The organism is Enterobacter sp. CGMCC 5087, assembly GCF_003144775.1.
Taxonomy (GTDB): domain Bacteria; phylum Pseudomonadota; class Gammaproteobacteria; order Enterobacterales; family Enterobacteriaceae; genus Enterobacter; species Enterobacter cloacae_M.
On record NZ_QFXN01000014.1, the window covers coordinates 60180 to 86217 of the forward strand.

Sequence of the window (26038 nt, forward strand, 5' to 3'; positions counted from 1 at the left end):
TTAGCGCAGCGAGGCCGCCAGTAAAAAGTGGGTATCAACGAGAACTTTTTGCGGTGCGGGCTGACCCGCAATACGCCTGAAAAGAAGATCGCAGCTCTCTTCGCCCAGTTTTCGGGTCGGGATATCGAAGCCGCCAGGTGCGGGCGTTAAAATGAGAGACAGCATCGGGTCACTGTATCCGGCGATGACCACCTGCTCCGGGATCATCAGGTTCAACTCATCCGCAGCGCGATAGAGGCTAAGTAACTTCATGCTGTCGGTAGCGAATACTGCATCAGGCGGCGTGGGTGAAGACAACAATTCCAGCGCCGCCGTAAGCGCACTCTCATGGGTATAACCGCCATCCCTGATCCAGTCCGGGTTGAGGGCAATATGGTGCTTTTCCAGACTGGCTTTATAGCCCGCAAGACGATCGATCGAAACATGATAATCAAGCGGGGCATGCAGACAGGCAATTTTACGGCGTCCGTTTTTAATAAAGGTTTCGGTCAGCATGGCGCTGTCATGGAAGTTATCCGTGTCGACGGAATAAATATTCTGAAACTCACCTTCGACTTTGCCGATAACTACTACCGGTACGCCATACGCATCCAGCGTGGTGAAAAAGGATTCATTTGCTGGTGAACTCAGCATAATGATCCCTTTGATCATCTTCTGTTTTATTTTACTCACGCATTTCAGCAGATCGTCTTCGCTACTTTTTGACGTTTGTAAAATAACGTCAAATCCTTCATCTTCCGCTTTTGCCGTAATGGCATGCAGGACATCGGAGAAAAAAGGATTTCCGGCAGTGGTTTTGGTTGAACGGGTCGAAATAACCATAATGGCATCGAAGCCTGAAGAGGTCAGGGCGCGGGCCAGTTTGTTGGGCTGATAATTTAATTCGTCAATCGCCTTCAGCACTTTTTCACGCGCCTCGGGAGAAATATTCGTTTGTTTATTCAGAACGCGGGAAACGGTTGATTTCGATACGCCCGCAACCCGTGCGATATCATAGATGGTGGGTGACATACACCTTACTCACTCCGGACTGACAGCAATGCCGTTCATCTTACTGGAGAGAAAACGGCAATAGCAATAAATAAGAATTGATAATCAACGATCTGCCCCCATTTATTGTATTCTGAAGCCATGCATTTAAGGCTTCCAGGCAACGAAGGACGGCGATGAAGCGACTTAAAAACGAAATCAATTCACTGGTGAACCGTGGCGTTGACCGTCATCTGCGTCTGGCCGTGACGGGGCTGAGCCGCAGCGGTAAGACGGCGTTTATCACCGCGATGGTAAACCAGCTCCTGAACCTGCACGCCGGCGCGCGTCTGCCGCTGCTTAGCGCGGTGCGGGAAGAACGCCTGCTGGGCGTGAAGCGCGTCCCTCAGCGTGATTTTGGTATTCCACGCTTTACCTATGACGAAGGGCTGGCGCAGCTCTACGGCGATCCGCCCACGTGGCCGACGCCGACGCGAGGGGTGAGTGAAATTCGCCTCGCGCTGCGCTTTCGCTCGAATGAATCCCTGATGCGCCATTTCAAGGATACCTCCACGCTGTACCTTGAAATCGTCGATTACCCCGGTGAATGGTTGCTCGACCTGCCGATGCTGGCGCAGGATTACCTCAGTTGGTCCCGCCAGATGACGGGGTTGTTGCAGGGGCAGCGCGCCGGGTGGTCGGCCAAATGGCGACAGCTTTGCGAAGGTTTGGACCCGCTTGCACCGGCCGATGAAAATCGTCTGGCGGCCATTGCCGAAGCCTGGACGGCGTATCTGCATCAGTGCAAGCAGGAAGGATTGCACTTCATTCAGCCGGGTCGCTTTGTCCTGCCGGGTGATTTAGCAGGCGCGCCTGCGCTTCAGTTCTTCCCCTGGCCGGACGTGGACGGGGTGGGTGAGTCGAAGCTGGCGCAGGCCGACAGGCACACTAACGCCGGGATGCTGCGCGAGCGTTACAATTACTACTGTGAAAAAGTGGTCAAGGGATTCTATAAAAACCACTTTTTGCGATTTGACCGTCAGATTGTGCTGGTGGATTGTCTGCAGCCACTCAACAGCGGGTCGCAGGCCTTCAACGATATGCGCCTGGCGCTGACGCAGCTGATGCAAAGTTTTCACTACGGCCAGCGGACGCTGTTTCGCCGTCTGTTCTCACCGGTGATCGACAAACTGCTCTTTGCGGCCACAAAGGCCGATCACGTCACGGTCGATCAGCATGCCAATATGGTATCGCTGCTGCAGCAGCTGGTTCAGGACGCCTGGCAAAACGCCGCCTTCGAAGGGATCGGCATGGATTGCCTTGGGCTTGCGTCCGTGCAGGCAACGCAAAGCGGGCTGATCGATCTTAACGGCGAGAAAATACCGGCATTACGCGGGAACCGGCTCAGCGACGGTGAACCGCTTACCGTCTATCCGGGGGAAGTGCCTGCGCGGCTGCCGGGTCAGGCCTTCTGGCAGAACCAGGGCTTCCAGTTTGAAGCCTTCCGCCCTCAGGCAATGAGCGTCGATCGGCCATTACCACACATCCGTCTGGATGCGGCGCTGGAGTTTTTGATTGGAGATAAATTGCGATGACGGAACCGTTAAAACCGCGCATAGACTTTACCGGAACGCTTGAGCAGGATCCTCAGGAGGCGTTTAAAACCGCGCAGACCTTCAGCGGCACGCAGGCTGATAACTTTTCCCCGGCCCTGATCGAGGAGCCCGGCGTCGAGGAAGGTCCGGCAGAGGCGGTTGTGGAAGCCGCCCTGCGTCCAAAGCGCAGCCTGTGGCGCAGGATGGTCACCGCCGGGCTGGCGCTGTTTGGCGTAAGCGTGGTTGGTCAAGGCGTGCAGTGGACGATGAATGCCTGGCAAACTCAGGACTGGGTCGCGCTGGGCGGATGTGCCGCGGGCGCGCTGATTGTCGGGGCGGGCATCGGGTCGGTTGCCACCGAGTGGCGGCGGCTCTGGCGCCTGCGACAGCGCGCGCACGAGCGTGATGAAGCGCGGGATCTGCTCCACAGCCACGGCACCGGCAAAGGCCGCGCGTTCTGTGAAAAGCTGGCTAGCCAGGCCGGAATCGATCAGTCGCATCCGGCGCTTCAGCGCTGGTATGCCGCCATCCATGAAACCCAGAATGACCGGGAAGTGGTGACGCTCTACTCCCATATGGTTCAGCCGGTGCTGGATGCCCAGGCGCGGCGCGAGATTAGCCGCTCTGCGGCGGAATCCACCCTGATGATTGCCGTCAGCCCGCTGGCGCTGGTCGATATGGCCTTTATCGCCTGGCGTAACCTGCGCCTGATCAACCGTATCGCGAACCTTTACGGCATAGAGCTGGGTTATTACAGTCGGCTCAGATTGTTCAAACTGGTCCTGCTCAATATCGCGTTTGCCGGAGCGAGTGAGCTGGTGCGCGAAGTGGGCATGGACTGGATGTCGCAGGATCTGGCGGCGCGTCTTTCTGCTCGTGCCGCTCAGGGTATCGGCGCGGGGTTATTAACGGCGCGTTTGGGGATTAAAGCGATGGAGGTCTGCCGTCCGCTGCCGTGGATCGATGGCGATAAGCCCCGTCTGGGAGATTTCAGGCGCGAACTGATCGGTCAGCTCAAAGAGACGCTCAATAAGAAACCCGCTCCGTGAGGTTTTGTTCACTTATCGTGCTGGCTGTCAATATTTGTTGACAGCCATCTTCCCGATCACCGTGTTCTGACATATCATTTTACTGTTATTGGCTTAAAACGGTGAATTTCCCATGCGTCTTGAAGTCTTCTGTGAAGACCGTCTCGGTCTGACCCGCGAATTACTCGATCTTCTTGTTTTACGTAGCATTGATTTACGTGGCATTGAGATCGATCCTGTCGGGCGAATTTACCTCAATTTTGCCGAAATTGAATTTAACACCTTCAGCAGCCTGATGGCGGAAATCCGCCGTATCGCTGGCGTTACGGATGTACGCACCATTCCCTGGATGCCCTCTGAGCGTGAGCACCTGGCCCTGAGCGCGCTGCTGGAGGCCATGCCGGAGCCGTTCCTCTCCCTGGATTTGAAAAGCAAAGTTGAGCGCGTTAACCACGCGAGCTGCCAGCTTTTCGCGCAGAGCCAGGAGAAGCTCAGCAATCATAACGCCGCGCAGCTGATCCCCGGCTTTAACTTCCAGCGCTGGCTGGACAGCAATCCGCAGAACACGCTTAGCGAGCATGTGGTGATTAACGGGCAGAATTTCCTGATGGAGATCACGCCGGTCTATCTGAAAGGGGAAGGGAATACCCGCGTGTTGACCGGGGCGGTGATCATGCTGCGCTCGACGTTACGCATGGGCCGTCAGCTGCAGAACATTTCCAGCCAGGATGTTGGCGCCTTTAGCCAGATTATTGCCGTCAGCCCGAAAATGCGTCATGTGGTTGATCAGGCGCGCAAGCTCGCAAGCCTGACCGCACCGCTGCTGATTACCGGGGATACCGGCACCGGGAAAGACCTGCTGGCTCACGCGGTGCATCTGGCGAGCCCGCGTGCGGCTAAGCCTTATCTGGCACTTAACTGCGCCTCTATTCCGGAAGATGCCGTTGAAAGCGAGCTGTTTGGCCACGCGCCGGAAGGCAAGAAAGGGTTCTTCGAGCAGGCTAACGGCGGCTCCGTGCTGCTGGACGAAATCGGCGAAATGTCGCCGCGCATGCAGGCTAAGCTGCTGCGTTTCCTGAACGACGGAACCTTCCGCCGCGTCGGCGAGGATCACGAAGTGCATGTGGACGTGCGCGTCATTTGCGCCACCCAGAAAAACCTGGTTGAGCTGGTGCAAAAAGGGATCTTCCGCGAGGATCTCTATTACCGCCTCAACGTCCTGACGCTGAATATTCCACCGCTGCGCGATTGTCCGCAGGACATCATGCCGCTAACGGAGCTGTTCGTCGCCCGCTTTGCCGACGAGCAGGGGGTGCCGCGTCCGAAGCTGTCTGCCGATCTCGGCACGGTGCTGATGCGCTACGGCTGGCCGGGCAACATTCGCCAGCTTAAAAACGCCGTTTATCGTGCGCTGACCCAGCTTGAAGGCTATGAACTGCGTCCGCAGGATATTCTGTTGCCTGATTACGACGCGGGGACGGTATCGGTCGGCGAAGAGGCGATGGAAGGTTCGCTGGACGATATTACCAGCCGTTTTGAGCGCTCAGTGCTGACGCAGCTGTACCGCAGCTATCCCAGCACCCGCAAGCTGGCAAAACGCCTTGGCGTCTCGCACACCGCGATCGCCAATAAGCTGCGCGAGTACGGTCTGAATCATAAGAAAGGCGACGAATAACAAAAAAGCCTCTGCAAAGAGGCTTTTTACTTTACGTTTATTCCTTCGCCATCGGCGTGTTAACGATTTCTGTTTTTGTCTCTCCCTGAATCGATGCAATCCTGTTTTCGACCTCTTTCACCTGCTGCGGGCTGTGTAGCAGGGTATAGGTCAGGTCAAACTGCGCGCTGGCACCGGGCTGCAGCTGCTTAACCCGCTTCTGCTCGCGTTCAATCGTAACGGGGTAGGCGTAGCTGGTGCCTGGCTCAATGCCCGTGACGTAGCCCTGCTTCAGCGTGTCGGTGTTCTTCCACAAGGTCAGCACGGGCAGCTGGCGGGTATCAAACTGGATTGACGCGCCTTTATCTCCGGCTTTATTGACCACCGCTGCAAGCGTTTCGTGGTTATTGTCCGCGAGCGGTTTAATGTTAAAGACCATCTCATCAAAGCCTTTTGTCGGCCCGGCATAGGTTTGCCAGTCGTTAACGCCCGCTTTGGCGTAGTCATTGAATGGGCTCACGCTCGCCGCCGGCGCAAGGAAACGCGCGCCTTCTTCGAGGATCGGCGTGCCGAAGTTGCTGTGATAGATGATTTGGTAATCATGAGGGTAATCCGCATGGTTGGTCAGAACATCATGCAGGCTGAACTGGTTGCTTCCGGGAACGTAGCGCAGTTCGGTCATGGTCTGCAGATCCGCTTTTTTAAACGTGCTCTCTTTGATCAAACCGCGAACGCGGATCTCATGCGGGGCGGCATCCGCGATTTCAACCTCGACCTGCGAAACAGGGGTATTACCGGCCCTGCCGTGCAGGGTGTAAATTTGCCCGTCAGCGGTGACCGGATGTCCTGTCCACTCATAGCCACAGCGCACCATCATCTCGTTGAAACCATCCAGCCAGCCGAGACCGTTGCGGCTTTCAAGGTTGATGTAGGCCGGATTAACAACCTCTTTAACGGGCGAATTCCACCCCAGTCGGGTGCCAAAGCCTTCAACATGGAGAAGGTTCATCCCGCGGGTCGGGCTCAGGGTAATCGTCAGGCCGTCTTTGCTGCTAATTATGATGACTTTGCTGCCTTCCTGTTTACCACCATGCAAGACTTTTTGCTCAATGCTGAACGTTTGATTTTTAACTTTCAGCTCATCACTGGAAATCTTCCAGTTTCCTTTCTCTAAGCTGCTTTCAGCGCTTGTCAGCACCCAGGTTTTAGCCGCTGCATGGCCAGAAATCAGTACCGCAAGGAGCGTAAAAGCGAATTTAATCTTCATATATTATCCTTTTTGCTGAAACGATTATTTTCTTTCGTAAGCAAATCTAATGTTTAGACAAAAAGGGAAATGTGATGTGCTTCACTGGGGATGAAAATAGGGGAATTTAACGATTATTATGCGTTATTGATCACGCTCATGTTACATATTGTCTAAGTTATTGCATGATTAATGTGATTTGTGAATATTTATGCTTTAACGATTCAGCCTTGAGATAATAAAAAACCCCGCCGCGGCGAGGTTGAGATTAAGTTGTATAGAATGCTAAGTACTTATTATGCTTTCAGCACGTCCAGCGCGGCAGTGTAGTCCGGCTCGGTGGTGATTTCGTTAACCAGTTCGCTGAAGACAACGGTGTCGTTTTCATCCAGAACCAGTACGGCACGTGCTGCCAGACCTTTCAGTGGGCCTTCCGCGATGCTGACGCCGTATTTCTCGAGGAAATCTGCGCTGCGCAGGGTGGAGAGGGTAATAACGTTGCTCAGGCCTTCGGCACCGCAGAAACGGGACTGGGCAAACGGCAGGTCAGCGGAAATGCACAGCACAACGGTGTTGTCCATTTCAGTCGCCAGCTGGTTAAATTTACGCACGGACGCGGCACAAACGCCGGTATCAATGCTTGGGAAAATGTTCAGTACTTTGCGTTTACCCGCAAACTGAGCCAGTGTGACGTCAGACAGATCTTTAGCCACCAGAGTAAAAGCCTGCGCTTTGCTGCCAGCCTGCGGAATGGAACCTGCAACAGCAACCGGGTTGCCCTGGAAATGAACGAGTTGTGACATAGATATCTTCCTGTTTACATATAGTTAACGTCGGGGCTAGTGTATGCCATCAGCGGATAACACGGCAAACCAAATTTTTCGCCTTTCCGGGCCGCAAGGAGTCAGTGATGAGAAGCGTTAAGGTCTATGAAGAAGCCTGGCCATTGCATACCCCGTTTGTGATCTCCCGCGGCAGTCGAAGTGAAGCCAGCGTGGTCGTAGTCGAAATCGAAGAAGAGGGGTTTAAAGGCGTTGGGGAATGTACGCCTTACCCGCGCTACGGAGAAAGTCCTGCGTCGGTGATGGCGCATATCATGACCCTGGTGCCAGAGCTGCAAAAAGGGCTCACGCGCGAGGCGTTACAGCAGCATTTACCCGCCGGGGCAGCACGCAATGCTATCGACTGCGCGCTCTGGAGCCTTGAGGCCGCCAGGCACCAGCAATCGCTGACGTCCTTGCTGGGAGCGGCGCTGCCGGAGTCCGTCGTAACGGCGCAAACGGTCGTGATTGGTGAGCCGGAGCAGATGGCCGCCAGCGCAAAAGCGCTCTATGACGCCGGGGCCACGCTGTTAAAAGTGAAGCTCGACGATCGCCTGATCAGCGAGCGGATGGTCGCCATTCGCTCGGCGGTTCCCTCGGCCACGCTGATTGTTGATGCCAACGAGTCGTGGCATCCCGAGGGGCTTGCCGCCCGATGCCAGCTGCTGGCTGACCTGGGCGTGGCGATGCTGGAACAGCCTCTGCCAGCGAAGGATGATGCGGCGCTGAAGAATTTTATCCATCCGCTGCCCGTCTGTGCGGATGAAAGCTGTCATACCCGCGAGAATTTGAGCGCGCTTAAGGGCAGCTATGAGATGGTCAATATCAAGCTCGACAAGACCGGCGGGCTGACAGAGGCGCTGGCCCTGGCGGCGGAAGCGCAGGCGCAGGGCTTTTCCCTGATGCTGGGATGCATGCTCTGCACATCCCGGGCGATCGGCGCGGCGCTGCCGCTGGTCAATCAGGTCCGTTTCGCCGATCTGGATGGCCCGACGTGGCTGGCGGTTGACGTTTCACCGGCGCTTAATTTTACCAGCGGCGTGCTTCATCTCTGAGGCTGCCAGCGCAGAAGCTCCATCATCGCGTTTAAGTATTTTTCGCTGGCTTCGTCGGAGGAAATCGGCGGGAATTCAGCGGTGATGCAGGGCAGGCTCAAATCGGCGCACCAGCTACCGAACGATCCGGGTGTTTCATAGCCCACGCTGGTGACGAGCGGCAGGGCGAAAGCCTGCGCCAGCCACGCGCCCAGGTCGGAGTGACGCGGATCTTCAATGCAGGCCAGCGGATCGTGGAAGGAGACAACCCATGCGGGGTGGATCTTATGGATAAGCTGGCACAGCGCCTGCGTTTCCGGCTCGGAGCCGGGCTTGTCTCCCGTCAGCAGCACCACGTCCCGCTCCTCGGCGGAGCTGTTCCAGCGATAAACCGTTTCGCCGGCGCGCCAGTTTGCCGCCGGGAAATTACGGTTCAGGTCGACTCCCCTCGCATTCGCCCGTAAACCAAGCTGACAGCCGTCCGGATTGACGGCAAGAATCACGTGGTGACGTCGCAATGAAGGCGTCAGCGTCCGCAGCGCGCAGGAAAGCGTGACGATGGACGAGTTCTCATCTCCGTGCGTGCCGGCAATGATCAAACCGCTGCTGCGATCGGCATCGAGCGCCGGGAACCAGATCAGCGATGCGCCTAAAAATGAGCGGCCATATTGCTCAGCGCCCGGCGGAAAGGCTCCGCGCTCCGCTCGTGGTCGGGTGATTGCCATACGAAATCCTGATAAAGATGTCTCTACTGGCAGTGTTGTGCAAAACTCGCTGTTAATCAAATAGTTTCCGTAACGGTTGAGAATTGCCTTAAATCACTATTCAGGCGTAAGGTATTTGCATTTCTCTGTTTCGAAACAAATAATTACGCATCTGCTTGTTACCTGAATTTATTAAAGGGGATCATATGAAGCATCCTGTTTCGCGTCTCTGCGCTGCACTGTACCTGTGCGGACTCTCTACACTCTCGTACGCTGCTGATGTGCCCCAGGGCACGGTACTGGCGCAAAAACAGGAGCTGGTCAGGCATATTAAAGACGAGCCGGCTTCGCTCGACCCGGCAAAAGCGGTGGGATTACCCGAGATTCAGGTGATTCGCGATCTTTTCGAAGGGCTGGTGAATCAGAACGAGAAAGGGGAGCTGACCCCGGGCGTGGCGACGCGCTGGCAGAGCAACGATAACCGTATCTGGACGTTTACCCTGCGCGATAACGCGAAATGGTCAGACGGTATGCCCGTCACCGCGCAGGATTTTGTCTACAGCTGGCAGCGTCTGGTTGACCCGAAAACCACGTCTCCGTTTGCCTGGTTTGCGGCGCTGGCAGGCATCAACAACGCGCAGGCCATTATCGATGGCAAAGCGGCGCCTGACACCCTGGGCGTGACGGCGGTGGATGCCAGAACCTTACGCGTCCAGCTGGACAAACCGCTCCCGTGGTTTAGCAACCTGACGGCGAACTTCGCCTTCTATCCGGTGCAAAAAGCGAACGTTGAAAGCGGGAAAGAGTGGACGCGTCCGGGCGCCCTGGTGGGCAACGGTGCGTACGTCCTGAACGACCGCGTGGTGAATGAAAAACTGGTTGTCGTGCCGAATACGCACTACTGGGACAACGCGAAAACTGTCCTGCAAAAAGTGACCTTCATTCCGATTAATCAGGAATCGTCCGCCACTAAGCGCTATCTGGCGGGGGATATTGATATCACCGAATCGTTCCCGAAAAACATGTATCAGAAGCTCCTGAAGGACATTCCGGGACAGGTGTATACGCCGCCTCAGCTCGGAACCTATTACTACGCGTTTAACACGCAAAAGGGCCCGACGGCCGATGCCCGGGTTCGTCTTGCGCTGAGCATGACTATCGATCGCCGCATTATGGCAGAAAAGGTATTAGGTACAGGCGAGAAGCCGGCCTGGCATTTCACCCCTGACGTGACGGCGGGTTTCACCCCAGAGCCTTCACCGTTCGAGCAGATGTCCCAGCAGGAGCTGAACGCTCAGGCGAAAACGTTGCTCCAGGCCGCAGGTTACGGTCCTCAGCGTCCGCTGAAGTTGACACTGTTGTATAACACCTCGGAAAACCACCAGAAAATCGCCATTGCGGTGGCGTCCATGTGGAAGAAAAATCTCGGTGTGGACGTCAAACTGCAAAACCAGGAGTGGAAAACCTATATCGACAGCCGTAATACCGGCAATTTTGATGTGATCCGCGCGTCATGGATAGGCGATTACAACGAGCCGTCGACCTTCCTGTCTCTGCTGACCTCAACCCACAGCGGTAATATCTCGCGTTTCAACGACCCGGCCTACGATAAAATTATCCACCAGGCAACGCTGGAAACCACGGCGAAAGCGCGTAATACGGACTACAACATGGCGGAGAAAATCCTCATGGAGAAAGCGCCTATCGCGCCAATTTACCAGTACACCAATGGTCGTCTGATTAAGCCCTGGGTGAAAGGCTACCCTATTAATAACCCGGAAGACGTGGCGTATAGCCGGACGATGTTTATTGAGAAGCACTGATGTTTTATGAGACCTGGCGCGGGAATGCGCCAGGTCTGCAATACGCGGTACGGTTTCATCCGCTATGCGTGGCCCAATGCCGGGTCTCTGTTATTCTAATAGCGCATTAAACTTCGCCAGCCACTGCGGATGCGCGGGCCAGGCGGGAGCCGTCACCAGGTTACCGTCTACATGGGCCTGATCGATGCCGATAGCGGCGTAGTGTCCGCCGCTGAGACGGACCTCAGGCGCGCAGGCCGGGTAGGCGCTACAGGTTCGTCCTTTCAGGATCCCCGCGGCAGCAAGCAGCTGTGGGCCGTGGCACACTGCGGCAATCGGCTTACGCGCGGCGTCAAATGCCTGTACCAGCTTTAAGACGTCTTCATTTAACCGCAGATACTCGGGGGCTCTCCCGCCGGGGATTAGCAGCGCGTCGTAGTCCTGCTCCTTTACGGCTGAAAAATCGGCGTTGAGGGTAAAGCGGTGACCGGGCTTTTCGCTGTAGGTCTGGGCGCCGTCAAAGTCATGGATTGCCGTCATAATGTAGTCGCCTTTCGGTTTGTCGGGGCAGACCGCATCCACCTGATGACCAATCATTTGCAAAGCCTGAAAAGGCACCATGGTTTCGTAATCTTCGGCGTAATCGCCAACCAGCATCAGGATCTTCTTGCTCATCTTTCCTCACCTCTATCAATAAAGATGATTAAGATATAGCCTGGCGTGGCTGAATTGCCGGAAATAAAAAAGCCCGTCAGAGCACGGGCAACATAAGCAAATGAATAAGTGATTCGTTATCAACGTTGTTGGAGGATAACGCCGCGTATTTTACGCGGCTGTAAGGGAAGCAGATACCTGACATATTCGGTAGGTGAAACAATCGATTAAACGTGCGTTACGGTGCGTCAAAGGTCGGGTAAAGGCTATTTTCAAGAAATTCGACGAGATGCCAGATCTCACCGCTAAAAATAAACCAGAAGCCCAATATAATAAGGAGTAAAATAATTAAGGTGAGTATTATTTCTGTTTTTCCCATTGCGGCTTTTACCCACCTGAAGCTAATTGATTCGAGGTGGGCATTGTAGCGGGGCTTTTCCGGATACTCCAGTTTCATGCCGCAAGCACTTTATTGCGTCCGTCATTTTTAGCGCGATACAGCGCATCGTCCACACGCTTAAACAGCTCGTCAATACTCTCTCCCTGATTGTGCCGCGCCACGCCGATGCTGACGGTAAACCGCGGCAGGCCCGGAATCGTAATGCGGGCAACGGCTGCGCGGACTGACTCGGCAATCTGCATCGCGGTATCGAGAGAGGTGCGGGGCAGCAGGATAACGAACTCTTCGCCACCCCAGCGGAAGACCATATCGCCCTCCCGACTACAGGCTTCCAGCATCCGGGAAAGGGCGATAAGCACCTCATCGCCTTTCAGATGGCCGAACAGGTCATTAATGTTTTTGAAATGGTCGGTATCCACCAGCAGCAGGCTAAATTGCTGCTGCGCGGGAAGTGTATTCAGGTTGCTTTGATCGGTAATCGCGTAGAACTGGCGCCGGTTGAGTAACCCCGTCATGGAGTCACGTAACGCCGCATGTTCCAGCTCCTGCTCCAGCCTTTTTTGCTCGGTGATATCGTGGATGATGCACAGCATCAGCTTGTCACCGTAGATCTCAATGGGCCCGGCATACGTCTGAACGTGGCGGGTGGAGCCATCGGCAAGGCGGTGAACAAAATTGAGCGGCTTATGACCACCGGGCAGCGCGGCAATCGCAGTCATAATGGGCATCACATCTCGCCCCAGCGTATTGATTTCCCAGGTATGCTTACTGCACATGTCATCATGTGAATAACCATAAAAATTGAGCGCGGCCAGATTCGCATCGACGATTTGGCCGTCGCGGGCCGGATCGATTAACAGCATCGGGGCGCTGTTGGTCAGAAAAAAGCGCGCATAAAAACCCTGTTTTTTCCGCCGGTAGGTGGCGGAACGGGTGGCCTTCAATCCTGAGAGTATTTGTTGGGCGATGCCCTGGAAAACAATCACATCTCCCCAGGGCGCGTAGTGGGCAAGCGAGAGGCGACAGCTTAATGGCGTATCCTGTCCATCCCGGCTCGTTGTCCAGATTTCGACAATCTCTTGCTCTGTTTTCAGTTCAGATACATACATCGACAGGACGGTTTGCGCACTGGCAGAGTAGATCCCTTTGCGCAGGTCATCGAGCGTTTTATCCCCCATGATCTGCGTTGCGGCCACATTTGCAAAAATGATCTTTTCCGACACGGGTGAAACGAGCCACACGGGTGTTTTAATTACATTCAACGCATCAAAACAAGGTTGCGACATAGGCGTTTCCTGTTCATCGACAACATGTGCCTGACATTCATGACAGAATTGACTCGCGTGTACTCCTTTGAAACATACTCCACTTAACCCCGTCAGGCATGATTTTTTTGAGAAATAAATGCGGGGTCCGTTTGAATTTTATTAATGGGTATAATCTGTTTTTCTGAGTTTATCTGCAGCAGTAGCCAGGGTACCTGTTCGGCAGGTAAGGGGCGGGAGAAAAGGTAACCCTGCAGGTAATCGCAGCCGAGTCGGGTGAGAACCGCCTGCTGTTCTTCCGTCTCGATCCCTTCTGCCACCACATTCATCTCCATGGTCCGGGCGATGCTGATAATGGTTTCAACCAGCTTGTAGCTTTTTTCATTTTCCAGCATCGACGTGACAAAGCTTCTGTCGATCTTGAGCTCTTTTGCCGGAAGCACGCTCAGCATCAGAAGGTTGGAATAGCCTGTACCAAAATCATCAATCGAGACAACGATCCCCGCGTGATTAAACGCATTGAGCAACTCAATGCTGCGGTCCAGATTTTTAAGCGCGGTGCTTTCCGTTACCTCAAGGATCAGGCGGGACGGAGACAGGCTATATTTTTCCAGCATCGACGAGATGATCTGGAAAATATCCGGCTGTTCAAACTGGATGGGGGATAGGTTGAGCGACAGCGTCCACTGGCTGAAACCTTGCTCAGTCCAGAAATGAAGCTGTCGGCATGCTGCTTCAATGGCCCAGTTACCTACCGGAATAATTAAACCCGTTTGCTCCAGGGAGGGGATAAACAGATTGGGCAGTACAACCCCTTGCTCAGGATGCCGCCAGCGCAGAAGGGCTTCAAAACCGTGAATGGTTTTATCTCCCGCATGCCAGGTTGGCTGGTACCACAGCTCAAACTGATCGCGCTCAAGCGCCTGAGAAAGCTCCTGCAGGAAACCGGGTTTCGCCGGGATCGCCGTTGACATCTCGGCCCGGTAAATCGCCCAGCCGTTGCGGCCCTCTTCTTTGACGCGATGTAGGGCTGCATCCGCCTTGAGCTTCAGCTCGTGCAGCGTTTCGCCATCCTGAGGATAGAGGCTGACGCCCGCGCTGATCGTTGTGCTTAGCGTGTGCCCACATACAGACAGAGGGCGTCGCACGTCTTCGAGCAGCGCGGTGATCAGGGCGTTGAGCCTGTCGTCGTCACATTCTGGCACCAGCAGGATAAAGGCGTCGCCTCCCAGCCTTGCCAGGGTCATCTCTCGCGTGAGCCGGGCCGTGATGCGCTGCGCGACCGTGATCAATAGCTCATCACCGACGCTGTGACCCCACGTATCGTTAACGCGTTTGAAGTGATCGACGTTCAGGAAAATAACCGCAAAGGGCTTTTTGCTCAGCAGCGCGCTGCGCAGACAATCCTGCATGCGGAGATCCATCTGGTGGCGGTTTGCGAGCCCGGTGAGCGCGTCAAACCGCGCCTGTAGCTCAAGCTGGCGGTTGAGCTGATGCAGATTATCCGTCAGCCGGCTGGTGCGCCGGTGGGAATCGATAAGTGAGATGATTAACATCACCCCGAGCAGGCAGAGCGTGGTGACTGAAACCCAGATGGATAACCCCAGCTCGCCGATCCCACCGGGGAGGGTATGCGCCATTTCCTGAAACTGCGCGGCACTCATGCCGGTATAGTGCATCGCACAAATCGCGGCAGCCATGACGAAAGCCGCGATAATGCGATCGATAAAAACGCCTTTGCGTTTATCCCGCAGACGAAAAGCCAGCCACAGCGCCGTACCGGAGGCAACAACGGCAATGACCACGGACAACGCCACAATGCGGCGATCCCAGACGATGCTGCCATCCAGCTTCAGGGCAGCCATACCGATGTAGTGCATCGACACCACGCCAGCGCTCAGGATCGCCGTGGCAAAGAGGAGTCGAAAGATAGAAAGTTTTTTGCCCGCCACGGCAATATTAAGTGCCGTGGCCGATGCAACCACCGCGACGCCCAGTGACGCAAGGGTTAACCAGAGGTCGTAGCTCATCATCATGGGCATTTGCATCGACAGCATGCCGATAAAGTGCATCGACCAAATGCCAATGCCCAGCGTGACCCCACCGGCAATACGCCAGAAGAGGGCAGCCTTTCGGCTGGAGAGGGGGATCTTTCCGGCGCTGTCCAGCGCCACAAAGGAGGCGATAAACGCCACCAGATAAGAGATAGCGATTAACACAGGGTCCCACGATATATTGAGCATTATGCAGTCCCACGCCTGAGAGGGTTACCGATTTCGCCTGCCGGGTACATCTTTATCGGACAACGAACATGCGCATTCAAACCATATTAGTTATTTATCGTGAAAAATGACCAGTCATATTAATACTCTAAAACTTATTAAGAATATAAAATATATTCTCTTGTTAATATATTAAGCATTGCTAAACAAGAACGAATAACAGTAGCAAAGCTCCTTAAATAGGAAGGCGATCGTATCGTCTTACCGCGGGCGATACTATCGCTTAAGATGGCGGGAAACCAGTATCACAGCATGCTGAGCAAAACATTTTCACTAATACGCTTTTTTTATCTGACTTAAGACAAATCTCAGGATGCTAACGGCGAAACAAAAAACAAGCGTTGTTTGCGATGAAAAACTTCCGGGCCAATGCTATAAGTCTAAGTGCCGACCAAAATATAAAACGTGGGTATTATCATGCTAAAAAATATTAGTGTCAGGACCTTTATTATCGGGTTCCTTTTCTCTCTTTTTTTGGTAAGTGCGGGTGTCGTTGTTCTATTTTCCAGCAATACGTCTCTCTTTATTTCGCTTAATGTCATCAATTTCGTTGCGCTATTTTTGCTCTGGGTCTATATGACGAAGTATCTTGTGACGCCGATCAATACGGTGAAGAGAAGTATTGAGGAGGTGACCGCAGGTAACCTTGGCGTATCTATCCCTGAATTTGGCAATAACTGTGCGGGCCGACTCATCCCCGGCATAAACAGCCTTTCCGGTAATATTGCGACGCTGGTGCGGGAGATCAGGGCATCATCGCAAACTGCTATGACCTTATCGGACCAACTCTCGGCACGTAGCGCTCAGCTATCGGTGAAAACCGAGCAGCAGTCTGCGTCTTTGGTGCAAACCGCAGCCAGTATGGAGCAAATGGCAGCGAGCACCAAAAACAATGCCGATAACACCCGCCTGGCGAGCGAGCAGGCAAATGTGGCGACGTTACAGGCGCGCAAGGGCGGTGAGCTCATGGGGCAGGTCGCCAGCAATATGCAGTCCATTACCGAATGCGCGCAGCAGATGACGGAGATCATTTCGTTGATTGACGGCATTGCGTTCCAGACGAATATCCTGGCGCTCAACGCGGCCGTTGAGGCGGCAAGGGCGGGCGATCATGGAAAGGGGTTTTCTGTCGTCGCGGAAGAGGTAAGAAACCTGGCACACCGTAGCGCGGAAGCCGCAAAGAATATCAAAACGCTGATTGAAGTCACCAGCAGTAACGTCACGCAGGGAGCCAGCGTTGTGTCACAGGCAGAGAAAAATATGCATGAAATCGTGACGGGTTCGGGGAATGTCAGCCGCTTAATGGACGATATTTCCGCGTCAACCTCAGAGCAGGAGAAAGGCATTTCTCAGATTACCCTGGCGCTATCGGAGCTGGAGCGGGTTACGCAAAGTAACGTGGCAATGGCAGAGGAACTCAACGGTTCGTCTGATGTATTGCGTAATCAGGTGATTGAGCTGCAGACCCGAACGCGTAATTTCAGGCTCGATCAGTCATCCTTGTCCTCATCACCTGGCGGCTCGCCATCTTTCCTGCAGCGGCCAGAGCACTCTCTCTGACAGCACCTCAAAGCCTGGCATGCCAGGCTTTTTTACGCCTCTGCCTGGTATGTACAATTCATGAGCAATTTCAGCGCGATGGGATACATAGTTGTTGCTTAACCCCTGATGAAAGCTAGACTGACACCGAAGAGCTAAAAAGGTGGAGGCGCTGTGGAAAGCATTAAAGGATCTGAACTTAACGTTCCAGACGCAGTTTTTGCGTGGGTGCTGGATGGTCGTGGCGGTGCGCGACCGCTGGAAGATAATGATACGATCGATAGTGCGCATCCCTGCTGGCTACATCTGAACTACACCCACCCGGACAGCGCTGACTGGCTGGCCTCGACTCCGCTGTTGCCCAATAACGTGCGCGATGCGCTGGCGGGTGAAAGCCTGCGGCCCCGCGTGAGCCGAATGGGGGACGGGACGCTGATCACCCTGCGCTGCATTAATGGCAGCACGGATGAACGCCCGGATCAGCTGGTTGCGATGCGTGTCTACATGGACGACGGGCTCATTGTGTCGACCCGGCAGCGAAAAGTTCTGGCGCTGGATGACATCGTCAACGATCTGAAAGAGGGCACCGGGCCGGTCGACTGCGGCAGCTGGCTGGTCGACGTCTGTGACGCCCTGACCGATCATGCGAGTGAATTTATTGAAGAACTGCACGACAAAATCATCGACCTGGAAGATAACCTGCTCGATCAGCAGATCCCGCCCCGCGGTTTTCTGGCCTTATTGCGTAAGCAGTTGATTGTGATGCGCCGCTACATGACGCCGCAGCGCGACGTGTATGCGCGTCTTGCCAGCGAAAGGCTCGCGTGGATGAATGACGATCAGCGACGCAGAATGCAGGATATTGCCGACAGGCTGGGGCGCGGGCTGGACGAGATTGATTCCTGTATTGCCAGAACGGCGGTGATGGCGGACGAAATCGCGCAGGTGATGCAGGAGTCTCTGGCGAGAAGAACCTATACGATGTCCCTGATGGCGATGGTGTTTTTACCCAGCACGTTTCTTACCGGGCTGTTTGGCGTGAACCTTGGGGGAATTCCGGGTGGCGCTTATCGCTACGGCTTTACCGCGTTTTGCGTGATGTTAGTTGTTTTGATTGGTGGTGTTGCATGGTGGTTGCATCGTAGTAAATGGCTGTAAATTTACGCTTTTTTCAGCTTTTAACGGGATCAAAACGCTCTTTTAATTGAGCGAAGTCAATAAACATCTACCCCATAAGGTGCAATATTACTCCCGCAGGTGAATGCAACGTCAAGCGATGGGCGTTGCGCTCCATATTGTCTTACTTCCTTTTTTGAATTACTGCATAGCACAATTGATTCGTACGACGCCGACTTCATAGTCGGCTTTTTTTTGCCTCCTGATTCTCAGCGTCTACCCTAAAAGGGACGACAGCAAATTCTGGAGGGAATGATGAGCATCCTGAACGCTCTGCTACTGCAACAATCGCGTCAATCCGATCCCGTCCCCACCGATCCGGTGCCAATGCCCGATCCCATCCCGCGTCCGCAGCCGATGCCCGACCCACCGCCAGATCAAGAACCGATTAAATTGTCGCATCGAACCGCGAGATCTGCGAGGATACGCGCCATCTGACCGCAAAGATGACCACGAGAGACTACTGTGACCGCTTTTTCTACCCTGAATGTTCTGCCCGCCGCCCAGCTCGATAACCTCAACGAGTTGGGTTACCTCACGATGACGCCTGTTCAGGCGGCCGCGTTGCCCGCCATCCTTGAGGGCCGTGACGTGCGCGTGCAGGCAAAAACGGGCAGCGGGAAAACGGCGGCATTTGGCCTTGGCCTGTTGCAGCATATCGATGCGGCGCTTTTTCAGACCCAGTCTCTGGTGCTGTGCCCGACCCGCGAACTGGCGGACCAGGTCGCGGGTGAACTGCGTCGCCTGGCGCGTTTCCTGCCCAACACCAAGATTTTAACTCTCTGTGGCGGACAGCCGTTCGGCGCGCAGCGTGATTCACTCCAGCATGCGCCGCACATCATTGTCGCAACGCCCGGTCGCCTGCTGGATCACCTGCAAAAAGGCACCGTCTCGCTGGATGCGTTACAAACGCTGGTGATGGATGAGGCAGACAGGATGCTTGATATGGGCTTCAGCGATGCAATTGAAGAGGTGATCCGTTTCGCCCCGGCCGATCGTCAGACGCTGCTGTTCTCCGCGACCTGGCCGGAGGCCATCGCCGCCATCAGCGGGCGCGTGCAGAAAAATCCGCTCGCTATTGAAATCGACAGCGTAGATGCGCTGCCCGCTATCGAGCAGCAGTTCTTTGAAACCTCGCAGCAGGGGAAAATTTCGCTTCTGCAGAAATTGCTGAGCCAGCATCAGCCTGCGTCCTGCGTGGTGTTCTGTAATACCAAAAAAGACTGTCAGTCGGTCTGTGATGCCCTGAATGCCGCCGGCCAGAGCGCATTGTCGTTGCATGGCGATCTGGAGCAGCGCGATCGCGATCAGACGCTGGTCCGCTTCGCTAACGGCAGCGCCCGCGTTCTTGTCGCAACCGACGTCGCTGCGCGCGGTCTGGACATTAAATCCCTTGAGCTGGTGGTGAACTTCGAGCTGGCGTGGGACCCTGAAGTGCACGTGCACCGTATTGGTCGTACCGCGCGCGCGGGAAACAGCGGTCTGGCGATCAGCTTCTGCGCACCGGAAGAGGCGCAGCGCGTTAATATTTTGTCTGAGATGCTGCAGATTAAGCTGAACTGGATGAATGCACCGGCCAGCGCCAGCGTAGTGCCGCTGGAGGCTGAAATGGCGACGCTGTGCATTGATGGCGGTAAAAAAGCCAAGATGCGTCCAGGTGACGTATTAGGGGCGCTGACCGGGGATGTGGGTCTGGACGGGGCGGATATCGGCAAGATTGCGGTCCATCCGGCGCATGTCTACGTAGCGGTTCGCCAGGCTGTTGCCCATAAGGCATGGAAGCAGCTGCAAAACGGGAAAATTAAGGGTAAAACCTGTCGCGTACGTCTGCTGAAATAAAGAATGAAGCGTCTCAGACGGTGTTTCTGAGACGCTAATCGCTTACTTCACTTCAAGCACGTTGAGACGCAGCTCTTCAAACTGGTTGTCATCTTCTTCCGGCTGCCAGCCCGCTGGCTGCATGGGAATATCTTCCCGATCAAACGCCAGGTCCCCGCCGTTCACGACTTCTGACTCGTGGTTGATGCCTTTAAAGTCGAACAGCTCCACGTCCGCGAGATGGGAAGGGACGACGTTCTGCATCGCGCTGAACATGGTTTCGATACGACCCGGATAACGCTTATCCCAGTCGCGCAGCATGTCGCCAATTACCTGACGCTGCAGGTTCGGCTGAGAGCCGCACAGGTTACATGGAATGATCGGGAAACCTTTAGCCTGAGAAAAACGCTCAATGTCTTTTTCGCGGCAGTAGGCGAGAGGGCGGATCACAATGTGCTTGCCGTCATCGCTCATCAGCTTAGGCGGCATGCCTTTCATCTTGCCGCCGTAGAACATGTTGAGGAACAGCGTTTGCAGGATATCGTCGCGGTGATGGCCCAGCGCAATTTTGGTCGCGCCCAGCTCCGTCGCGGTACGATACAAAATGCCGCGGCGCAGGCGAGAGCAGAGTGAGCAGGTGGTTTTCCCTTCCGGGATTTTCTCTTTCACAATGCCGTAGGTATTTTCTTCGACGATTTTGTACTCAACGCCCAGCTTCTCGAGGTATTCCGGCAGAATGTGCTCCGGGAAGCCCGGCTGTTTCTGGTCAAGGTTGACCGCCACCAGGGAAAATTTCACCGGTGCGCTTTGCTGAAGATTACGCAGGATCTCCAGCATGGTATAGCTGTCTTTACCCCCTGACAGGCAGACCATGATGCGGTCACCTTCTTCAATCATGTTGAAGTCTGCAATGGCTTCGCCCACGTTACGGCGCAGTCGCTTTTGCAGTTTATTCAGGTTGTATTGCTCTTTTTTGTTAATCTCTTGATTCTCTTGCATTTAGTACTACCTTCGGAGCCAGCAGGGGCAAACATTGTATGCCGCGTATGGTACGGATTCCGGCGGCGAATGCCAGCACGTTTTACTGCGGGGTTATAACTTGCGCAGCAACGCCGTTAGCGTGCGGTGTGATTTAAGGACCTCATATAGCATTTTACTCGTGTTAGTTTTCCATATTTGTTATATGACCGAGGGGAACTTATATGGCATAAGAGCGTTAAATGAACATAAAAAGGAATGACTTTATGTCGCTTTATGACCTCAAAACAGAAGTACTTGCCTTACCGGAGGTCTGGCACTCTCGTGTATTGGGCCGCATTGGAACTGCAAATCTTAAAGTTTTACGAATGGATGAACGCTCAGTGATTGAAGAGGTACATGAGTATGACGAGGGGTTACTGGTCATTGATGGACGTCTGGAGCTGGGCGTGAAGGGTAAAAAAATCTCTGTAACGGCTGGACAGCTCTATATCGCTAAAGCTGGCACTCCCCATACTGTAAAAACAGGCAGTTTTGGTACACTGGTTATCATTGATTTACCAGAAACGGAAGTGGCCTCGCTTTAAGCGGCTTGCGATAAGGTCACAGATTGTCAGGATTGTTCGACGTGCTAATCCAAACTTTAATCAGACTCAACGTTATCAACCCCATCACAACGGCAACAGTGGTTACTACAATATAAGATGTCATAAAATAATCTTTTCTGGCAAGGGTCTTCATTTGACCCATTTCTTTTGCATTAGTTCCCGCAAAGAGCCAGATTTTAATGAAAAGAAGTGTCGAGTTTTAGTCTGTATTGTTTAAATAAAGATGAGAGGGTTACATTTGCAGGTTTTATAAAAAAAGCCTGCATTTAGCAGGCTTTAATAGTAAGGCATTTTTGTTTTTTTAATTCAATAGATAAAGCCTAAAAACGCTCACTGAAAATACTGGTGATTTTAATGATGTTTTATCTTTCCTTTTGTGAAGTACAGAGAACTAGCCGGAAATGCTGATTACAAATGGATTTTTGCGGCATCAAGTATCTTCTGAGAGGTGAGTTCTCTATCAGAGGCAACGTAGACAAAGCTGCGATCGCCGGTTAAAGACGGGAAACCGGCAGACATAACCTGAAAGTGTATTTCTTCACCGTCCGGATATTCTTGTCTTACGGACGTAGTTGCTTGTTGCACTGTGACAACTTTACCTGGTTTCCCATTGAAAAAAACGATTACATTCTTCATAAATCACCCTGTGTTTTTGAGATCTTTCCAAAACTAAAGCAAGCATTTTTTAGCTTTAAAGTGTATGGTGGCAGTCCGTAAAATCAGGAGATGCCTATGTCTGGACGTAAAAATACACAATCCCGTCGAAATCATTTAGTCAAATGTCCATGCCCAAATTGCTCTAAAGATTCAGAGCATAGCTTTAATCGCGTGCAAAAGGGCGCTCAACTTGTCTGCCCGTACTGCCACGCTTTGTTTAAAACCACTCAACGATTATAAATCAAAGTAGTGGAAAAATGAGTTAGCTTAGAGTTTAGATTACTTGTGGACCAGTTCTGCACTTCATCACATTAGTTAGCGCACTCGTTAAGAAAATATGTCGGCTGTTGATATGAATAACAGTCATATAATCCAGGGCCCGTTTACTCAGAAAACCTTGTTGGTAATCACGAGCCATTGATAATATTATCTATCGAGAAGAATGACATTTGCAGCAGAAGGGCCTTTATCGCCGCTTAGAATCGCAAATTCGACTTTCTGACCTTCAAATAGTGTATTAAAACTTTCTCCTTGCAGGGCAGAGAAACGAACAAGAACATCTTTACTGCCATCAAGGGGAGAGATAAAGCCAAAGCCTTTATCTTCATTAAACCACTTAACCAGACCTTGAATTCGTGAAGACATAAATACTCCTTTAAAGACTTTTTAAATGATAAGAAATGACTAAAACGTATGGACTCAAAAGGAGGGGATATCAGCGATAGCGCCTGGTTATGAGGACTGCGTGGTAAAATATTGTATTCGGTATTGCATCGAACCAACTAAATCATTAAGGCACGGACTGAGTTGATAAGCAAACGTTATTTTAGCCTTCCGGATGGCTTTCGTGGCGCGTTTCCGGTCACGTTGAATCTGCTGTCAATTTTCGATAAAAAGTCGTCGACTTGATGTTCGCCTCTGCGAGTCCGGGGCAGGAAAAAGGGTTGTGCGCATTGACCTTGTGAATATATTTTGATTAGGCTATGTATGTTCAGCACCACGCTTTTTCTTAAAATTTTATCCCATTGGAAGGGTTTAACGTGTTCAAGCTTAGTTCATTTCTACTGGCTATTTTCCTGCTGTCAGGCTGTAGCTCCGATCTGGTTCTCAGTCCACCTAAACAACCCGAATACAAGTCAATGCCTGAAATAACCCAGTCTGTGACGCCAACGCAACAGCGTGCAATCATGGCCGGCGAAAGACCAGACTGGTCAGAAAGAACCCCGATCAATACAATAAAGCGATATTAACAGACATTTATCCACCAGGGCTGCCGTTCGGCGGCCTTTTGTTTCCCCTCACTCTGGCTGGCAAGAACATTTCTGACGCCTGGCATGGTAATTATTACGTTATCGACCATGCTTAAGACAATAACAATTCAATCACTTCACCATCGTTGAAGCGGCTACTTCACTTAAATCGAGAACCCTAAATGCGCCATGCATCTATCCCCGTAGCTGCAGCCACAACAATGTTCTTGCTCGGCGTTTTTATCATCAATTTACAGGTCTGGTATTCTGCACGGGCTGATAGCCTGGCAGAGGCGCACTACGTCGTTCGGAACATGAATGTTATTCTTAAAGAAGCTCGTCATGCGACTGAAATGGCAATGCAGCTTGCCGAGAATGAGTGTGATGCTGAAGGGCAATATCGGCTGGGCACCGAGGCGGCATTACAGCCTCACCTGAGAACGATCGTTATTTTGAAAAATGATGCTGTCTGGTGCTCCTCGTTACCGGGAAACCGCGTATTGTTGGTCAACAGCTCAATCCTGCCTGAGTCATCACTGCTCCTCGTCCCTTCGGCCAGTACCGTCAACGGTCTTCCGGTTCTCTTATACCAGACAATTCACGCCGGAAGCCGAATCATCGTTAGCATCAGCGATAGCCATATTCGGGATGCGCTGGATATGCCATTAAATGGCGTTGAATATTCACTGAGAGTGGGCAATACCCTTTTAGGTCTGACAGGGGATGTTACGACGGCAGACCTTACGAACAAACAGGTATTAACGGTAAAAGCCTCTGGTTATCCTTTCTCGGTACAATTTAACTCTCCACCTCTTTTTAGCCTTAAGAGATTATTCAATCGAGCCGGAGGCGTGGTGTTATTCCTGCTGATAATATCGTCTCTCTCTGCTTATATTCTTCAACGCTATATTTCTAAGGATGTTTCACCCGAAGAGTCACTGCGCATCGCCATTTACAGAAATGAAATTATTCCGTATTACCAACCCGTTGTGAGCGGCAAAGAGGGAACCTTACGGGGTGTGGAAGTGTTGGCCAGATGGAAGCATCCTCGATCAGGGTTTATTTCTCCCGCGTCCTTCATTCCTCTTGCGGAGAAATCCGGTTTAATTATTCCTTTGACTCAGAGCTTAATGAGGCAGGTTGCAATACACATGAATGCTATTGCGACATTGCTGCCAGAAGGGTTTCACGTAGGGATTAACTTCAGCGCTTCTCATATCGTAGCGTCCACCTTTGTTGAAGAGTGTCTCCACTACAAGCGCAGCTTTACTCAACAGGATCTTAACCTTGTCGTTGAAGTGACGGAGCGTGAACCACTCGACATTGATGAACATCTCGTTAATACATTGAATGAGTTACATAACAATGGATTTGCCATTGCGCTGGATGACTTTGGTACGGGTTATTCCGGCCTGTCCTATCTGCAGGATCTGCATATTGATTACATTAAAATCGACCAGAGCTTTGTTGCCAGGGTTAACGCGAATGAGGACTCAACGCTAATCCTTGATTCGGTACTTGAGTTGGCCAAAAAACTGTCAATTAGCATCGTGGCGGAAGGCGTTGAAACAGAAGAGCAGCTCGATTACCTCACACGCAATCATATCCGGTTTTTACAGGGGTATTTCTTTTACAAACCTCTTCCTTTCAAGGAACTGGTCAAAGTTCTCTTGTCGAAGCCAAAAGTTAAGATCAGGGTGGAATAATGTTTGTTTAGTTGTTTCTGAGAAAATAAAAAGGGGGGACATCATCCCCCAAAAAATGCAGACCATTATTGCTTTAACCACAGCAATATTTTGTTATGCATTGACCGAATGGTCAAATTAATTGTTTTCAACATTGTTTTTGAAAATATGAAGAGGATGGGCGAACTTGAATATTAGCTGCCTAACGTTTAATTTGATTCTAATCAATATTGTCGCACCCCTCTTTAGATTAATGGATGCAATACTTGTTGTTTTGTTAAAACAATGCGCTTACGCTGTGTTTTCGACGTAAGATGTTTCAGGTTAATTTTTTAAGAAAAAAATGCTGGCCGCTAAAGCAAAATGAAATAATGCTTACTTATTACCGCAGTTTAAATGTTAACCAGTAAAGGCCCGGGGCGCAGTTTGCTTTTAGAATAGCCGTCTCACTCTGAGATTTTCGTCAGCTAGCGTATAATGCGTCATCCAAAACTGCTAAACACCCCGTGACTGGTGCTATGACCCTTAATCGCTTTTGTTATTTACTCCTGATTTTCGCTGCGATCGGCAGTCTTCTTACCACCCATCCTCTGTTCATGTGGTTTCTGGCGATCAACGTGATGACGTTGGTCATGTATGGCGCCGATAAAATGGCGGCGCGGAAGGGGATGCGCAGGGTTCCGGAAGCGACATTGCTGGTATTTGGCGTGACAGGTGGCTGGCCTGGTGCCATTGTCGGCCAACAGCTCTTTCGCCATAAAACCCAAAAGCAGCCCTTCAAAAGCTACTTTTTCATCAGCGTCGTCGTCAGCATCGCCATGATGGCGGCCGTTTATCATTTTTCTTCTTATTCTCTTTTATGAGCGTTGGCAG

At 52.5% G+C, this 26038-nt stretch carries 25 protein-coding genes and 1 pseudogene; 13 read left to right on the forward strand and 13 right to left on the reverse strand.

The features are described from left to right. Positions 1 to 1011: a LacI family DNA-binding transcriptional regulator gene (locus DEO48_RS00450; protein WP_109843979.1), complete on the reverse strand. Its 1011-nt coding sequence runs from the start codon at positions 1009 to 1011 to the stop codon at positions 1 to 3. Positions 1012 to 1166: 155 nt separating this feature from the next. Here DEO48_RS00450 and DEO48_RS00455 point away from each other — a divergent pair, with 155 nt between their 5' ends. From DEO48_RS00455 to tyrR, 3 genes are all read left to right on the forward strand, one after another. Continuing rightward, entirely contained in the window at positions 1167 to 2564 is a 1398-nt protein-coding gene (locus DEO48_RS00455) for a YcjX family protein (protein WP_109843980.1), read from the forward strand. Continuing rightward, positions 2561 to 3613 (forward strand): YcjF family protein, encoded by a 1053-nt coding sequence (locus DEO48_RS00460; RefSeq protein ID WP_045355871.1) that lies wholly within the window; start codon positions 2561 to 2563, stop codon positions 3611 to 3613. Before DEO48_RS00455 ends, DEO48_RS00460 begins: the two co-directional genes overlap by 4 nt. Positions 3614 to 3725: 112 nt before the next feature. Next, positions 3726 to 5267 (forward strand): transcriptional regulator TyrR, encoded by a 1542-nt coding sequence (tyrR, locus tag DEO48_RS00465; protein ID WP_023335909.1) that lies wholly within the window; start codon positions 3726 to 3728, stop codon positions 5265 to 5267. A 37-nt stretch (positions 5268 to 5304) separates the two neighbouring features. Here the strand turns inward: tyrR and DEO48_RS00470 are convergent, their stop codons facing one another. Both DEO48_RS00470 and tpx read right to left on the reverse strand, forming a co-directional pair. Next, a complete protein-coding gene (locus DEO48_RS00470) occupies positions 5305 to 6513 on the reverse strand; it encodes an aldose 1-epimerase family protein (RefSeq protein ID WP_109843981.1) in 1209 nt (402 codons plus the stop codon). A 275-nt stretch (positions 6514 to 6788) separates the two neighbouring features. Continuing rightward, the gene (gene tpx, locus DEO48_RS00475; protein WP_023335907.1) at positions 6789 to 7295 is read right to left on the reverse strand and encodes a thiol peroxidase; all 507 of its coding nucleotides are present in this window, start codon (positions 7293 to 7295) and stop codon (positions 6789 to 6791) included. A gap of 107 nt (positions 7296 to 7402) precedes the next feature. Here tpx and ycjG point away from each other — a divergent pair, with 107 nt between their 5' ends. Then, positions 7403 to 8368 (forward strand): L-Ala-D/L-Glu epimerase, encoded by a 966-nt coding sequence (gene ycjG, locus DEO48_RS00480; protein WP_109843982.1) that lies wholly within the window; start codon positions 7403 to 7405, stop codon positions 8366 to 8368. Here the strand turns inward: ycjG and mpaA are convergent. Beyond that, entirely contained in the window at positions 8359 to 9072 is a 714-nt protein-coding gene (gene mpaA / locus DEO48_RS00485) for a murein tripeptide amidase MpaA (protein ID WP_109843983.1), read from the reverse strand. The genes ycjG and mpaA overlap by 10 nt on opposite strands. A gap of 185 nt (positions 9073 to 9257) precedes the next feature. On the opposite strand from mpaA, the gene DEO48_RS00490 reads away from it, so the two are divergent. Beyond that, the gene (locus DEO48_RS00490; protein ID WP_109843984.1) at positions 9258 to 10874 is read left to right on the forward strand and encodes an ABC transporter substrate-binding protein; all 1617 of its coding nucleotides are present in this window, start codon (positions 9258 to 9260) and stop codon (positions 10872 to 10874) included. A gap of 90 nt (positions 10875 to 10964) precedes the next feature. Here DEO48_RS00490 and DEO48_RS00495 read toward each other — a convergent pair whose 3' ends face one another. From DEO48_RS00495 to DEO48_RS00510, 4 genes are all read right to left on the reverse strand, one after another. Then, complete coding sequence (locus tag DEO48_RS00495; protein ID WP_033145709.1) at positions 10965 to 11528, reverse strand: DJ-1/PfpI family protein; 564 nt, start codon at positions 11526 to 11528, stop codon at positions 10965 to 10967. A 217-nt stretch (positions 11529 to 11745) separates the two neighbouring features. Beyond that, positions 11746 to 11964 carry an Ecr family regulatory small membrane protein gene (locus DEO48_RS27350; protein ID WP_109843985.1) on the reverse strand — a complete coding sequence of 73 codons (219 nt, stop codon included), beginning with the start codon at positions 11962 to 11964 and terminating at the stop codon, positions 11746 to 11748. Continuing rightward, on the reverse strand, positions 11961 to 13193 hold the full coding sequence (locus DEO48_RS00505; protein ID WP_109843986.1) for a sensor domain-containing diguanylate cyclase: 1233 nt from the start codon (positions 13191 to 13193) through the stop codon (positions 11961 to 11963). Before DEO48_RS00505 ends, DEO48_RS27350 begins: the two co-directional genes overlap by 4 nt. A 92-nt stretch (positions 13194 to 13285) precedes the next feature. Next, positions 13286 to 15415 carry a bifunctional diguanylate cyclase/phosphodiesterase gene (locus DEO48_RS00510; RefSeq protein WP_109843987.1) on the reverse strand — a complete coding sequence of 710 codons (2130 nt, stop codon included), beginning with the start codon at positions 15413 to 15415 and terminating at the stop codon, positions 13286 to 13288. 456 nt (positions 15416 to 15871) lie between these two features. On the opposite strand from DEO48_RS00510, the gene DEO48_RS00515 reads away from it, so the two are divergent. The 4 genes from DEO48_RS00515 (at position 15872) to dbpA (ending at position 20008) form a co-directional block, all read left to right on the forward strand. Next, a complete protein-coding gene (locus DEO48_RS00515; RefSeq protein WP_059346848.1) occupies positions 15872 to 17014 on the forward strand; it encodes a methyl-accepting chemotaxis protein in 1143 nt (380 codons plus the stop codon). A gap of 153 nt (positions 17015 to 17167) precedes the next feature. Beyond that, entirely contained in the window at positions 17168 to 18151 is a 984-nt protein-coding gene (gene zntB / locus DEO48_RS00520) for a zinc transporter ZntB (protein ID WP_109843988.1), read from the forward strand. 282 nt (positions 18152 to 18433) lie between these two features. Then, entirely contained in the window at positions 18434 to 18607 is a 174-nt protein-coding gene (locus tag DEO48_RS27325; RefSeq protein WP_305089335.1) for a hypothetical protein, read from the forward strand. A 27-nt stretch (positions 18608 to 18634) separates the two neighbouring features. Next, positions 18635 to 20008, forward strand: coding sequence for an ATP-dependent RNA helicase DbpA (gene dbpA / locus DEO48_RS00530; RefSeq protein WP_109843989.1), 1374 nt, complete (start codon positions 18635 to 18637; stop codon positions 20006 to 20008). A 42-nt stretch (positions 20009 to 20050) separates the two neighbouring features. Here dbpA and ttcA read toward each other — a convergent pair whose 3' ends face one another. Both ttcA and DEO48_RS27355 read right to left on the reverse strand, forming a co-directional pair. Further along, positions 20051 to 20986: a tRNA 2-thiocytidine(32) synthetase TtcA gene (gene ttcA / locus DEO48_RS00535; protein ID WP_023312015.1), complete on the reverse strand. Its 936-nt coding sequence runs from the start codon at positions 20984 to 20986 to the stop codon at positions 20051 to 20053. Positions 20987 to 21021: 35 nt separating this feature from the next. After that, positions 21022 to 21090 (reverse strand): annotated as a pseudogene (locus DEO48_RS27355) (hypothetical protein); the annotation flags it as partial. A 141-nt stretch (positions 21091 to 21231) separates the two neighbouring features. On the opposite strand from DEO48_RS27355, the gene DEO48_RS00540 reads away from it, so the two are divergent. Continuing rightward, entirely contained in the window at positions 21232 to 21552 is a 321-nt protein-coding gene (locus DEO48_RS00540) for a cupin domain-containing protein (RefSeq protein ID WP_109843990.1), read from the forward strand. Between the two features lie 16 nt (positions 21553 to 21568). Here the strand turns inward: DEO48_RS00540 and DEO48_RS27360 are convergent, their stop codons facing one another. After that, on the reverse strand, positions 21569 to 21715 hold the full coding sequence (locus DEO48_RS27360) for a YnaM/YnfT family protein (protein WP_375232158.1): 147 nt from the start codon (positions 21713 to 21715) through the stop codon (positions 21569 to 21571). Positions 21716 to 21981: 266 nt separating this feature from the next. Continuing rightward, the gene (locus DEO48_RS00545; protein ID WP_109843991.1) at positions 21982 to 22209 is read right to left on the reverse strand and encodes a hypothetical protein; all 228 of its coding nucleotides are present in this window, start codon (positions 22207 to 22209) and stop codon (positions 21982 to 21984) included. Between the two features lie 96 nt (positions 22210 to 22305). Between DEO48_RS00545 and DEO48_RS26905 the strand changes: the two genes are divergently transcribed. Beyond that, positions 22306 to 22470: a YnfU family zinc-binding protein gene (locus tag DEO48_RS26905; protein ID WP_216786936.1), complete on the forward strand. Its 165-nt coding sequence runs from the start codon at positions 22306 to 22308 to the stop codon at positions 22468 to 22470. A gap of 186 nt (positions 22471 to 22656) precedes the next feature. On the opposite strand, the gene DEO48_RS00550 is transcribed toward DEO48_RS26905, so the two are convergent. Further along, positions 22657 to 22875, reverse strand: coding sequence for a cold shock domain-containing protein (locus DEO48_RS00550; protein WP_109843992.1), 219 nt, complete (start codon positions 22873 to 22875; stop codon positions 22657 to 22659). A 787-nt stretch (positions 22876 to 23662) separates the two neighbouring features. Between DEO48_RS00550 and DEO48_RS00555 the strand changes: the two genes are divergently transcribed. Both DEO48_RS00555 and DEO48_RS00560 read left to right on the forward strand, forming a co-directional pair. Further along, positions 23663 to 25186, forward strand: a complete 1524-nt coding sequence (locus DEO48_RS00555) for a cyclic diguanylate phosphodiesterase (protein WP_109843993.1) — start codon at positions 23663 to 23665, stop codon at positions 25184 to 25186. A 497-nt stretch (positions 25187 to 25683) separates the two neighbouring features. Next, positions 25684 to 26028, forward strand: coding sequence for a DUF1294 domain-containing protein (locus tag DEO48_RS00560; protein ID WP_045355858.1), 345 nt, complete (start codon positions 25684 to 25686; stop codon positions 26026 to 26028). Positions 26029 to 26038 lie beyond the last annotated feature (10 nt).

What these genes read in the sequence shown, in the direction of transcription:
- DEO48_RS00450 (WP_109843979.1), bottom strand. Translation starts at nt 1,011, where the DNA reads ATGTCACCCACCATCTATGATATCGCACGGGTTGCGGGCGTATCGAAA.
- DEO48_RS00455 (WP_109843980.1), top strand. Translation starts at nt 1,167, where the DNA reads ATGAAGCGACTTAAAAACGAAATCAATTCACTGGTGAACCGTGGCGTT.
- DEO48_RS00460 (WP_045355871.1), top strand. Translation starts at nt 2,561, where the DNA reads ATGACGGAACCGTTAAAACCGCGCATAGACTTTACCGGAACGCTTGAG.
- tyrR (WP_023335909.1), top strand. Translation starts at nt 3,726, where the DNA reads ATGCGTCTTGAAGTCTTCTGTGAAGACCGTCTCGGTCTGACCCGCGAA.
- DEO48_RS00470 (WP_109843981.1), bottom strand. Translation starts at nt 6,513, where the DNA reads ATGAAGATTAAATTCGCTTTTACGCTCCTTGCGGTACTGATTTCTGGC.
- tpx (WP_023335907.1), bottom strand. Translation starts at nt 7,295, where the DNA reads ATGTCACAACTCGTTCATTTCCAGGGCAACCCGGTTGCTGTTGCAGGT.
- ycjG (WP_109843982.1), top strand. Translation starts at nt 7,403, where the DNA reads ATGAGAAGCGTTAAGGTCTATGAAGAAGCCTGGCCATTGCATACCCCG.
- mpaA (WP_109843983.1), bottom strand. Translation starts at nt 9,072, where the DNA reads ATGGCAATCACCCGACCACGAGCGGAGCGCGGAGCCTTTCCGCCGGGC.
- DEO48_RS00490 (WP_109843984.1), top strand. Translation starts at nt 9,258, where the DNA reads ATGAAGCATCCTGTTTCGCGTCTCTGCGCTGCACTGTACCTGTGCGGA.
- DEO48_RS00495 (WP_033145709.1), bottom strand. Translation starts at nt 11,528, where the DNA reads ATGAGCAAGAAGATCCTGATGCTGGTTGGCGATTACGCCGAAGATTAC.
- DEO48_RS27350 (WP_109843985.1), bottom strand. Translation starts at nt 11,964, where the DNA reads ATGAAACTGGAGTATCCGGAAAAGCCCCGCTACAATGCCCACCTCGAA.
- DEO48_RS00505 (WP_109843986.1), bottom strand. Translation starts at nt 13,193, where the DNA reads ATGTCGCAACCTTGTTTTGATGCGTTGAATGTAATTAAAACACCCGTG.
- DEO48_RS00510 (WP_109843987.1), bottom strand. Translation starts at nt 15,415, where the DNA reads ATGCTCAATATATCGTGGGACCCTGTGTTAATCGCTATCTCTTATCTG.
- DEO48_RS00515 (WP_059346848.1), top strand. Translation starts at nt 15,872, where the DNA reads ATGCTAAAAAATATTAGTGTCAGGACCTTTATTATCGGGTTCCTTTTC.
- ttcA (WP_023312015.1), bottom strand. Translation starts at nt 20,986, where the DNA reads ATGCAAGAGAATCAAGAGATTAACAAAAAAGAGCAATACAACCTGAAT.
- DEO48_RS00540 (WP_109843990.1), top strand. Translation starts at nt 21,232, where the DNA reads ATGTCGCTTTATGACCTCAAAACAGAAGTACTTGCCTTACCGGAGGTC.
- DEO48_RS27360 (WP_375232158.1), bottom strand. Translation starts at nt 21,715, where the DNA reads ATGGGTCAAATGAAGACCCTTGCCAGAAAAGATTATTTTATGACATCT.
- DEO48_RS00545 (WP_109843991.1), bottom strand. Translation starts at nt 22,209, where the DNA reads ATGAAGAATGTAATCGTTTTTTTCAATGGGAAACCAGGTAAAGTTGTC.
- DEO48_RS26905 (WP_216786936.1), top strand. Translation starts at nt 22,306, where the DNA reads ATGTCTGGACGTAAAAATACACAATCCCGTCGAAATCATTTAGTCAAA.
- DEO48_RS00550 (WP_109843992.1), bottom strand. Translation starts at nt 22,875, where the DNA reads ATGTCTTCACGAATTCAAGGTCTGGTTAAGTGGTTTAATGAAGATAAA.
- DEO48_RS00555 (WP_109843993.1), top strand. Translation starts at nt 23,663, where the DNA reads ATGCGCCATGCATCTATCCCCGTAGCTGCAGCCACAACAATGTTCTTG.
- DEO48_RS00560 (WP_045355858.1), top strand. Translation starts at nt 25,684, where the DNA reads ATGACCCTTAATCGCTTTTGTTATTTACTCCTGATTTTCGCTGCGATC.